Genomic DNA, 11,600 nt, shown 5'->3' on the forward strand with positions numbered 1-11,600 from the left:
TTTACTCACCCAATTCAATCTCAAAGTTTGCTTTTCCAGCGGTAACCAAGTAGGTTCCGTCGTCGATTTTTCTCACCGAGGAGCCCGTCAGCTTGCCTATTTTCTTGTCCGTCCTGAGCACGAAGTAGGCTTTGCCCTGGAAAGGCGCAATCTGGCCCCGCAGCCGGTTTCCTTCCCGACTCCAGGCGACATCGCTTGCCAGCACTTGCTTCATATCGACCGCCGCCTCCGTGGAGGTCATCGAACGGAGCCACGGATGCGTCTGTTTCACCCTCGCGAGTATACTGCTGTACTGTTCATACATCTCTTCCCAGGAAAGATTGCGATTGCGCTTCGGGTCCAACAAATCGTCCGGGTGAATAAAGTGCGAAAAAATACCGAGCGCCGTTATCGTATTGGCTTCCGCCCAGCGCTCGAACGGCTGATTGAAATAACCCGAAGTGACCCGCGGCATCTCCAAGATCCCGTCCTGAGTCATTTCAAATTCCTGAACATAGGCGATACCGGACGCATCTTCACCGTAAAGAGACGCAATGACGGCGATGGAAGGCCAGCCCTGTTTCAACGCTTCTCGTCCCTCCGGGCTAAGCACGTTGGAGGGCGGCACATAAGACAGCATCTTATATTTCGGGAACGCCGCGCCCATAAATCGGACCGCTTCGGCAATGGAATCGGCCATATGGCCGATGCTTTTCCACGGCTTGTAGTTGAATTCGTCGGCCACCTCCTGGCTGAGCGTCAGCGATTGATGATTGTAGCCGTGCAAGCCGATTTCGCCTCCGCTTTTAATCACTTCGCGTCCGTAGGAGATCAGACCGTTGGAATCGGCGTCGGTCGGATATTCGAACGGCGGATCAATCTGATCGTGATACGACTCGATCAGCACCGCCGTATATTTGATATCGTTCTGTTTCGCTGCTTTCAGCATGTCCGGCCACCAAATTTGCTTGTAAAAGGTAGGGATGTCCCGGCGGTAAGTGCGATAGATTTCGACATCGATTCCGGTATCCGTTCCCTGCGAAATCGGCGCCGGAAAATCGTCGATGTACATGATTTTCGAGTTGAACACCGGATAGATGAAATCCGGCTCCAATAAACTGATGGCGCCGGCCAGCATGCCCCGGTTGATTTTCTCCTGGAGCATCGCTCCATTAAACGTCATAAATTTCCCCTGTCCGTAGGCGAAGTCCCACAGCAGCGGCACGCCTTCGGCGGTTTTGGCCAACACCCGGCTCTTTTCATCAAGCTCGACGGTCAGAGTCGGATTCGTAATGAAGGAATCGTCGAGGATCAGTCCCGCTTCTCCTATTAAGACATTGGAGGTCAGCTGAATGCCGTCGGAATCCTTAAACTCCCCTATGGCCAAAATACCCATCTTGCGGTACAAGCGGTACAAGGTATCGTCCAATTCGGGGCGTACGGCAAAAAAAGCATATCCCCCTTGCTCCACATAGCGGGCCAGCACATCCGGATCGCCCAGCAGCTTGAGCTGTTCGATAGAAAGAACGGTCGCAGCGCAGCTATCCGGCCGGAACGTCTCCCCGCTTCGCACATCAAACGATTGAACCGGCTTTTTCATATACTTCAGCGTACGGTCGGCGTTGTTTTTTACCTTCACGCTGTACTCTTCCGTACTGTCGAAGACGAGGCAATAGGGCCGTACGGAAGTCCTGGTCAACGTATTCTCGGAGGCAGCGGTAGCCGCGCGTTTCGCGCTTTCCGCCAGAACCTCATTATGGCTGAATTGCAGAACGTACTCGGAACGGGCGATCTGGATAACGGCAGCCATGAGCAACACGCTCAAGATAATGATGTACACATTGCGGTGCAGTCTGAACTTGGGACTCATCTTACGCTCCTTCCGACCAAAATCTCACCATGGTGATTCCTTGATTCGACAAGCGGATCGAGGATTGCTTCAACGCTTCAAGCGTCCTTTTCAATTGTTCGGAGGAACCTACGGAAAAATAGACCTTCATCAATGTCAGGTAGGCCTCTTCATGAAGTGGGAATTGCTCAAGATATTGTTGGGCCGTGTGCTCCGCTGCGGTATAATCGTTCAGCTCCAGTTCGGCATTGAGCTTCTCGACGTAGGCGTCTGCGGATGCGGGCTCAAGCTTGATTAAGCGATCCAATACCGATATGTACGTGCGAATATGCATCGTCAAGGTTCGTTCATCAAGAAAACCGCTGCGCATAAATCCCCGGAGGACATCGGCATAGGAGCGCAGTAGATACGGATCGTTCTTGTTTTCCTCGTATTTGACCGAAAGCTCCTGCATCGTCAGCATCAGCTTTCGTTTGACTTCCACAATCGCGCTGACAGCATAATGGGATGTTTCCGTATCTTCGTTGTTGACCGCCATCCGCAGCACCTCAAGGTACTGCAAGGAGTCCTGCTTCAGCAAATCGATGACCACCTTACGTCTGGTCGTTAGATCGTTGATGAGCAGCGCTTCCTCCAGCGGCACCACATTCATTTCCTTCTCCGTTTCCAGCCTGCGAAGCACACTGCCGGTCAGGCTCGTATCCTCTTGCACAATGAGATTCAGCTCGGCAAACTGTCCGGTCGCGTCATCCGATGCCCTCGATCGCTTCGCCCATAACGCCGGTACCCAAAACCCGATGATCGGCAAGCTCGCCGCAAGGCTGAAACGAATCCACCATTCGCGCCTGTCTTTTCTGTACCGGATGCCGAGGATTGTACCGCTAATGACGATGTACAGCAGCCATATCCACTCAAACATAACGTTAATCCTCTACCGCGACACGTAACGAAATGCCGGCTTTTTCAAACCGCTGCAGAACGAATGCCGCTTCTTCCAAGTTGGAGTTGGTTAGCAGAACGAGCAGCTGCCCGCTTGTCCCCTGGCCGATATAGTCGGTTTCCCGAAGCAATCGCGCAATTAGATACGACAGTTCCTCGGCAGCGGCGTCGGCCTTGCCTGCGGTTAACAGCACGAACTCGACGCCATGCTTCGCACGGGCAGCTTTCTTGCTGTCCAGAATATCGGAGAACACCTCGGCTTTCAGAACGGGCGTTCCTTCGATAAACCTTTGATCGCTTGTGGCCTCTACATACGACAGCGCACGAGACAACGCGGAGGAAATCAAATCCACAATGACCTTGAACAAGTTCTGGTAGTATAACGTGAAATGTTCGAACTCCATGCTTTGCACGGAAATGACGGCAATCACTTCCCCATGACGGAGCACCGGAGCGGCGAGAAGCGGAGCGTTGATGAACAGCTCTTTATTAATAAACGGCTTTTTGTCATGAAGCACCTGCCGCAAGTAAGAAGTCTCCTCCACTTTCACCGATTTGGGCGCTTCGAAGCCGCTCGTATGGGACTGAGCCATAAGCCTTAAAAAGCTTTTATCCTTATTGGTCATATAAATCGTTACCGTTTGCGACTTCATGATCGATTCAACCACGCTCACCGTGGAGGTGAGGATGTTCTCCGGCTCCAAGCTTTCCAGCTCTTTGGTTACCGAGTATATTTTCCCGAAGCTGTCGCCGTTGTTCATAATTTGCCGCTGCAGCTCATCCTTAACAAGACGGGTCTCGTTGTAGACCTCGGTCAGAAACGCATACTTTTCTCCTAAAGCTTCTATCTGCCGTTCCTTGTCTTGAAGGGCGTCGTTTTTGCGCTCAATCGAGTATCCTACCACCAGCCCGACGAACAAGTAAACGGCAATATGGAAGAAGAACTCCGTATCGTAAAACATCGCAATAAACTCGCGTCCGTTATGAAGCTGCTGGTAAACGTACAACGAAACGGATAAAAGAACCGCGAGGATCGATTGCCGGTTACCGTAGATCATCCCGAGAATAAGGATATAAATCAGCCGCAAGTCGATAAATCCGTACAGTTCGTCTTCCAGGGTTAAGGTTAACCAGGCTGTCAGCGCAAAGGCCAGCGCATTTTCCAAATAAGGCATCGCCTTTTTGAAAAGAACCGAGACTGCCGAAGGGCTCTCCTCAACCTTCGCTTCATCCTTCTCCGCACGCGGCTTTTGATGCAGAAACCATTCGTACGTTTTGCGAAGGCCTTCTTTCAAAGCATACTTTGGCGCCCAATCCAAATCCCGCATGATTTTCGCATTGTCCAGCACGGAACGGTAAATGTCCCCGGGTCGCTTATCCTTGTAGATGGCGGACGCCGAGCCGTGGATGCCGCGAAGCGTATCGATCAGGTCGTTGACACTGCTTTCCGTATACGTGGACAAATTGTAAACGCCTGTCAGCTTCGAGAGCGACGAGCGATAAATGGCATCCGCCACATCCGCGACATAAATAAAATCCCGCGTCTGACCGCCGTCTCCGTAAACGGACAAGTCCTTCCCTTCGATCAAACCCTCCATAAACAGGGAAATGACTCCGCCTTCTCCGTTACTGCCCTGCCGGGGTCCGTATACGTTGGAGAAGCGGAAGCTCAGCGTTTCAAGCCCGTATAATTCCCCCCACTTCCGGCAATACGTTTCTCCGATCCACTTGTTGATTCCGTAAGGAGAGATGGGATCGCAAGGCGAAGATTCCTGAAGCGGGATGTGGTCAAGTGCGCCGTAAACGGCTGCGGAAGAAGCGAAAATAAATTTGGGAACGCCGTATTTTTGGGCTAGCGATAGCATATTGGACAGGCCGAGTACATTCGATTGGGTGTCGAGCCGCGGGTTAATCATGGAGGTGCCGACGTCCACTTGAGCTGCCAAATGAACGACGACATCGAATCGGTAACTGCGGAATATTTCTTCGCAATTGGTATCTTCCACAGACAAGGCAAAGGCTTTGTGTTTAAAATCGATATTTCGCTTGTCGCCGGTGGACAGATTATCGATAATGGTTACCCCGTATCCTTCCTTGTGAAATCGGTCCGCGACAAAAGAACCGATAAAACCGTAACCGCCCGTAATTAATACTTGCATGATTTCCTCCGTTACTGACTTTTCTGCAGCAAAAGTCATTATATCGTAATGGATCTAAACAAAATCTGAACAAAGTGCGAAATTAAACATCATTTTTCGACAATAACATATGTATAATGACATTATTCTACCACATAAATAGGAGTTTCGATCTATTGATTGTAAGATTTTTTGTGTTTTGATATATTACATGTTAAGCAGGAGGGGATTTGCATGCGGCGTCGCCGTTTGACTATGATTGCGGTTATATGTCTTGTCGCGGGCTTGACCAGCCTGTTTGGTTACCGGTACATTTCGGCAGACAGGACGACGGATCGCGTCGCCTATATGCCGGCTGAGACCGATCAGGTGCTGGCCAATCCGTACATGGGTTTTGTCGTTGACGCCAAATACGACGATGCCAAGCAGCCTTTCCGGCTTGCGCACGCCAATCTCACATGGCGCGAGCTTGAGCCCGACAAAGGAAAATACGCCTTTGACGCCATCGAGAAAAAGTTCAATTTCCGCTTATGGAAAGAAAGAGGGGTCAAGCTCGTGATGCGGGTGGTGCTCGATTATCCGAGAGAAACCAGCCACATGGATATTCCGGACTGGTTGTATAAGGAGATCGGGAAAAGCGGGGAATGGTACGATACGGACTACGGCAAAGGATTTAGTCCCGATTATAATAGCCCCGTGCTTATCGAAAATCACGAACGTTTGATTCGGGCTCTGTCGGAGCGTTATAATAACGACCCACAGATTGCTTTTGTACAGCTCGGCAGCATCGGCCACTGGGGAGAATGGCATACCCGAAACGATGATGAAGTACGCATACCGTTTCCGAAGGAACGCATTTCCGATCAATATGCAGGACATTACGTCCGCTATTTCACCACCAATAAGCATCTGATGATGCGGCGGCCGCACGAGATCGCCCTGAAGAACGGGATGGGGCTGTTCAACGATGCCTTCGGCAAGCGGGAGTCGACCGTCGACGGATTCTTGCGCTGGTACACGGAAGGCTATACTTCTTGGCTTACCGGAGAAAAGGAGCCGGCCATGCCCGACTTTTGGACGAAGGCACCGAGCGGCGGGGAGTTTGCGAGCGAAAAAAAATATATGGGCGATTCTTCCATTGAGGAAACGCTGCGGCAAGCGCGTTTGACCCACGTTTCCATGATGGGACCCAACGCGCCTGCCCGCGAAAAACCAGGCGGCCCTTTACAGTCCAATATCGACCGCTTTCTCAAAACGATCGGGTATCGGTTCGTCATTGCCAAAGCATCGCACGAGAAGGAAGCGAAGGCCGGCGATCGCTTGAACGTCACGATCAGCCTCGTGAATCGGGGGGTAGCTCCGTTTTATTTCTCCTGGCCGTTCGAGCTGTCGCTGGCCGACAGCAATGGCGTGATCGTCGCCAAGACAACAAGCGAAGCCGATATTCGCCAATGGCTGCCGGGAGAGCGGCAAGTATCGGACAAGCTCCCGATTCCAAGCGGCCTGAAGCCGGGAGAATATACCGTCAATGCGGCTATTTTGGACCCGGAAACCGGAAAACCGGGGGTTGATTTTGCGATCGACGGCAGACGGGCCGACGGACGGTATGCGTTAGGCACGGTTACGATAATTCCCGGGAAATAAAATGTAGAAAATTAGCTGTACAATGACAGCTTCGGCAAATTGCCGGTAAAACGGTACAGCTGTGCGGCGCGCTGCGAGTAACGGTTCGATTTCTTCGGTTCCCCGCGCGCGTCCCGAATTTCCTCCAATACCCCGCTGCGGCTCTGGGTCGATTTCATTTTGCGGATGAAATTCGCTTCCTCGAAGTCCGGCACCACCGTCCGGATGACCTGATACAGCTCGCCGAGCGTGAATTCGTCCGGCAGAAACTCTCCGGCAATCGGGGTGACCAGCATACTTTGTTTGACCCGCTCCAGCGCATCCGAGAGAACCCGCCTGTGGTCGAAGGCCAGCTCCAGCCGGGTAAGCGCTTCAGATACCGGGAACAGCGCCACCTCCGCTGCATCATCGGCAGCGGCCCGCGCGGCCAAATAGTTTTCATGCACCAGCGCGAAGAACGCATGGGAGATAATCCACCCCCGCGGGTCCCGGCCCGGGTCGCTGTATACGTTGAAATATTCCATATGAACGCCATCCACGCCGGTCTCCTCCCGCAGCTCGCGCCTCGCGGTCTCGTACATCGACTCCGTCTCCCGGGAGAAGCCTCCGGGCAGCGCCCACATGCCCTCGTACGGCCATACCTTCCGCTTGATGAGCAGCACCTGCAGCTCCCGCTTGGGCAGCGATTTTGTCGCCGTCGGCTGCGGCTCGGACGTAATGGTGAAGATGACGATATCCGCCGGCGCCCCGTCCGGCGTCCGGTATTTGCTTGCCGTATAGTTCGAACCGTTTTCCATGGTCATGCCGCGCCTCCTCCTTTTACTTCCCTTTTAATAATATCATTATGACATTTTTGATTCATTTGTCAAGACCGCACAAAAAAACTGCCGCTCGCAAAGGAACGGCAGGAACAAATTCGGGAATCCGTCTATTCAGTTGTCGCTGCCCGCTAGTTCAAATCCATCGTCGGCAGCTCGTTCAAAGCCGTCTCCGTCATCTCTTGGACCTGCTGACCGTTGGCTCGCACCAAGGTGTAATATTCGTAGTTTCGGATCACTGTGAAGTCGTCTTCCATCACCCCGGGATAGGCGCGGTTCACCGAGTAAATCTGGCTCCGGTAAGCCTGCAAAGCCCGTCCCTTGTGCAAACGAAAGTCGCTAATATCGACCCGCGCCGTAATCGCGCACGTATGCTTCGGTCCCGAATCCTGACAGTGGTCATAATAATGAGGAATCGAGGTGTAATAAAGAGATGGCCGCCGCCCCTCCGGATACTCTGCTTCCGTCAGCGCGACCGCCTTCTCCGTCGCTTGGGAAATCGCGATATGATCGGGATGCCCCGTGACCCCGTCCGGCGGGAACGTCAGAATCGCATCCGGCTTCAGCTCCACAATCGTCGTACGAACCCGCTCCGCCAACGCTTCCGGATCAAGCGACTTTAATTCGCCGTCCGGATAACAGTACAGAATCAGCTCGGATACGCCGAGCACGGAGCACGCGCTGCGCAGTTCCTCTTCCCGGTGCCGGGCCAGCTCTTCGCGGGTGGCGAATTGAAACTCGCCCGACTTGCCCTTGCATCCCGATGTGGCGCACGCCAGAACCACCTCGTGGCCCGTGTTGCTGAGCTTGGCGATCGTCCCTCCGGCTGCAAAGGATTCGTCGTCGGGATGGGCGAAAACGAATAACCATCTTTTCTTCATTTCCCTTCAGCCTCCTGTTGTTCGTATCGTACTACGCTTCCGCGGGCGTCTGCACTTGCAAATAAGCAAGCCCCATGGCCGTTACGCCGTAAATCGGCTCCTTCCGGGCCTCGTCCGGTTGTACCTGCGGGGCGTACGCTTGGATTTTGCGCATCAGCAGCTCCCGGACGTGTCCTTCGTTCTGCAGCACGCCGCCCTGTAATATCATTGTAAAAGGTTTGTCTAAGAACGACAAGTGCCGTATCACCGCGGCGACGCCGATGAACAGCTCGTGAGCCGCCGCCTCAAGAATCCGCTGCGCTTCCTGATCCCCGGCCGAAGCGGCCTGCCCGACGACGCAGGTAAGCTCGCTCAATTTCTCGACGGAATAGTCCGGACCGTACATCCAGTTGAACAAGTCCTCTTCATGGGCCATCCCCAAATGCGGCAGCACCCATTCCGCAAGCCGGGTGCCCGGCTCCCTGCCGTCATGGGCCTTGAGAATCGCCATCACCGCCTGCTTGCCAATCCAGTAGCCGCTGCCTTCGTCTCCGACGCGGTGGCCCCAGCCTCCGGCTCTGGCCGTTCGCCCTTGCTCGTTGATTCCGAAGATGATGGAGCCCGTACCGGCAATGGCCAGAATCCCCGGCTGGCCGCCTGTTGCGCCGAGCAAGGCGGCGTAGCCGTCGTTCTCCACAATCAGATGCTTAACCCGAATCGGCAGCCGCTCCAGCACTTCCTGCACCAGTCCGGTAATCACGCGCCGGTCGTATTCCGTATCCAGCCCCGCAAGGGCGAACACAGCGCACTCCACCTCGATCTCCGCCTGCGGCACGCCGCTATCGTCCTTTTGTCGCAAGTCCGCGATCGCTTCTTCCATCCCGAACAACAGTTCGCGGATCACGCCGTCTTTCCCGATGCCCTGATAATTGGACGAGCCGCCTTTTCCTTGCCCGAGCACGTTGCCCTGCCGGTCCATGAAGACGACAAGGCATTTCGTCCCTCCGCCGTCAATCGCCAGCAGAGGGATGCTGCGTTTTCCCATCAGGAACCACTCCACTCCGTCATGACTTGGTCCAGATGCTCCTGCGCCCGCTGAATTTTGCCCTTCGCTTGCTCAAGCCAATTCAGGTGGGCGTGATGCTGATACATCCGGAGGTCGACCATGCGGTTGATTTCCTTCGGACTCGGTCCTCCCGGCAGCGAGCGGATTTCCACAAAATGCACGGGATCGAGCGCCTGACGCAGCGTTTCTTCGGTAAGCGACGTATCTCGTCCGATGTGGCGGCGCGCGCTTTCGTTGACGATGGACAGCGTAATTTCGTTGGCCGCCAGACCTTGCGCCAGAGACAGCTTAACGACGTCGCTGACGATATGATGGGCTTTTCTGAACGACAAGCCGTCCGTCCGCACCAGCGTATCCGCCAACTCGGTCACCGTGGCAAAGCTTCCCTTCGTCCGTTCGCGCAGCACCTCTTTGTTCACTTCCATCGTACCGACGACAGCGGCGAACAAACGGTACATTTTGTCCATAATGTCAAGGCTTCGCCAAGCATAAGGCTGCATATCGTCCTCGGTGTCCACAATGTCACCGAACGGCGTATTGTGAATCATCGACAGCACCGTGTTCGTGTTGCCTACGCAGCTCGACAGCAAAGCGCGCATGTGCTCGAACGAGACGGGATTGCGCTTCTGCGGCATGATCGAGCTGATCTGCACGTACGGAGCCGCGACTTTCAGCGCGCCGAACTCCTGCGTGCACCACAGCAGCATGTCTTGCACGACCCGGCCCAGGTTGATCGCCGCCAATTGCACGGCCGTCGCTACTTCGCCCAAGTAATCGGCTCCGCCGATCGCGTCGTACGAATTGTCGATCAGCTCGTCGAAGGCAAGCAGCTCCATCATGTGCTCCCGGCTGATCGCAAAGCCCGACGTCGTGAGCGCCGCCGCCCCCATGCTGCTCCGGTTGCAGTTCGCGTAGGACGCCATGATCCGGCGGATATCCCGGTTCAGCGAATCGACGACCGCCATAAAATAATGCGCAAGCGTCGTCGGCTGAGCCTGCTGCGTATGCGTGTAGCCGATCATCAGCGTATCGGCGTGGTCTCTGGCGAACAGCAGCAGCTGTTCATTGAGCTTCAGCGCGGAGGTCAACGTCACGATCAGCTTCTCCCGCAGCACCATCCGGTAGATGGAAATGCCCATGTCGTTGCGGCTCCGCGCCAGATGCAAATTGCCGGCAATATCGCCCGCATGCTCCAGCATCTGATGCTCGACCTGGAAGAACAAATCCTCGAACTGCCCCGTATAGCTCGCTTGGCGGAGCGCCTCCGGGTCGATTGACCGGATCGCTTTGGCAATCTGCTTCGCTTCGTCTGATGTCACGAGCTTTTGCTTCTCCAGCATGATCAGATGAGCCTTGTTGATGGCCATCATCGGGCCTAGCAAATGGGTCTTGGCTTCGTTAAAGGCCGGCTCCAGCACAACCTCCGTATACGTTTTGCCGGGAAACGTCGTCCCTTCGGTCTCCATCCATTGTTCGCGATATCCCATAGCGTTATTTGGCCTCCCTATTGTTTCCTGTTCTCATATCCAGCCATTCTTTAATGAGCAAGTTCATATTGCGGCTTGCTTCTTCGACGATACGCTGTCCCGCCTCCAAGGAGCACTGCCGGATGCGGCCCGTATAGCCGTCCCAGCCTTGGGGGGTTCCTTCCACCAATACGTAAGGCAAAGGAGATAAAGGAGGACATGAATCTAATTCCAAGTCCGATTCCTGCACGATCACCATGTCCGGGCGAAACGCCTTCACGGCCGACATCTCGTATGGACCGCCGTGTCCTCTTCCCGCCATCCCTTGAAACAGTCCCAACCGCTGTGTAAAATCGACGTCCGCCATCTGCCACCAGTTGATCAGAAGAAAGCTGGCGTCGGGGTAGCTGCCGGTCGCCGCCTCGGCGACGGTCCGGGAAGGGCCCATATTGGCGTCGTGGGCGTTCAGCAGCACGATATTGCGGATGCCGAGCCTGCAGATGCCTTCGACCACATCGGTGAGATAGTCGATAAAAATCGAGGGCCGGACGGATATCGTTCCGGGATAATGCTGCGTTTTGCCCGGGCAGGCCGAGTACGGAACCGTCGGATAGATCAAAGGATGCAGCGAGGCATCAATCCGCTCGGCGAAGCCGTCCGCCAAGATCGTATCGGTCCCGAGTGGGGAATGCGGACCATGATATTCCACCGAACCCAGAGGGACGACGGCAAATTGCGCGCGCTCCGTCACTTGACCGATCTCCCGCCCGTGAACTCCGATCACATTCATATGCTCCTTAAACCTCCGCTTCTTCATCGTATGGGGGAGGACCCCGAAGGGTCCCCGCCCCATGCTGTAATG

The 11,600-nt window shown here is 54.6% G+C and carries 9 protein-coding genes; 1 reads left to right on the forward strand and 8 read right to left on the reverse strand.

Annotation, left to right across the window (positions count from 1 at the left end; genetic code table 11):
* Position 1: 1 nt before the first annotated feature.
* From BLO51_RS23040 to BLO51_RS23050, 3 genes are read right to left on the reverse strand one after another with little or no spacing between them, the layout of a single operon-like run.
* Complete coding sequence (locus BLO51_RS23040; RefSeq protein WP_090675578.1) at positions 2-1,849, reverse strand: DUF2194 domain-containing protein; 1,848 nt, start codon at positions 1,847-1,849, stop codon at positions 2-4.
* Position 1,850: 1 nt separating this feature from the next.
* On the reverse strand, positions 1,851-2,747 hold the full coding sequence (locus BLO51_RS23045; protein WP_090675579.1) for a tetratricopeptide repeat protein: 897 nt from the start codon (positions 2,745-2,747) through the stop codon (positions 1,851-1,853).
* Positions 2,748-2,751: 4 nt separating this feature from the next.
* Positions 2,752-4,926, reverse strand: coding sequence for an NAD-dependent epimerase/dehydratase family protein (locus BLO51_RS23050; RefSeq protein WP_090675581.1), 2,175 nt, complete (start codon positions 4,924-4,926; stop codon positions 2,752-2,754).
* A gap of 213 nt (positions 4,927-5,139) precedes the next feature.
* Here BLO51_RS23050 and BLO51_RS23055 point away from each other — a divergent pair, with 213 nt between their 5' ends.
* Positions 5,140-6,549 (forward strand): DUF4832 domain-containing protein, encoded by a 1,410-nt coding sequence (locus BLO51_RS23055; RefSeq protein WP_090675582.1) that lies wholly within the window; start codon positions 5,140-5,142, stop codon positions 6,547-6,549.
* 11 nt (positions 6,550-6,560) lie between these two features.
* On the opposite strand, the gene BLO51_RS23060 is transcribed toward BLO51_RS23055, so the two are convergent.
* From BLO51_RS23060 to BLO51_RS23080, 5 genes are all read right to left on the reverse strand, one after another.
* Complete coding sequence (locus BLO51_RS23060) at positions 6,561-7,331, reverse strand: NUDIX domain-containing protein (RefSeq protein WP_090675584.1); 771 nt, start codon at positions 7,329-7,331, stop codon at positions 6,561-6,563.
* 146 nt (positions 7,332-7,477) lie between these two features.
* The gene (locus tag BLO51_RS23065; protein ID WP_090675585.1) at positions 7,478-8,227 is read right to left on the reverse strand and encodes a PIG-L deacetylase family protein; all 750 of its coding nucleotides are present in this window, start codon (positions 8,225-8,227) and stop codon (positions 7,478-7,480) included.
* Positions 8,228-8,258: 31 nt separating this feature from the next.
* Positions 8,259-9,251, reverse strand: coding sequence for an N-acetylglucosamine kinase (locus tag BLO51_RS23070; protein WP_090675587.1), 993 nt, complete (start codon positions 9,249-9,251; stop codon positions 8,259-8,261).
* A complete protein-coding gene (gene argH, locus BLO51_RS23075) occupies positions 9,251-10,759 on the reverse strand; it encodes an argininosuccinate lyase (protein ID WP_090675589.1) in 1,509 nt (502 codons plus the stop codon). The genes BLO51_RS23070 and argH overlap by 1 nt, the downstream gene beginning before the upstream one ends.
* Positions 10,760-10,763: 4 nt before the next feature.
* Positions 10,764-11,528 (reverse strand): creatininase family protein, encoded by a 765-nt coding sequence (locus tag BLO51_RS23080; protein ID WP_090675591.1) that lies wholly within the window; start codon positions 11,526-11,528, stop codon positions 10,764-10,766.
* Positions 11,529-11,600 lie beyond the last annotated feature (72 nt).

This window comes from Paenibacillus tianmuensis, assembly GCF_900100345.1.
Lineage (GTDB): Bacteria > Bacillota > Bacilli > Paenibacillales > NBRC-103111 > Paenibacillus_G > Paenibacillus_G tianmuensis.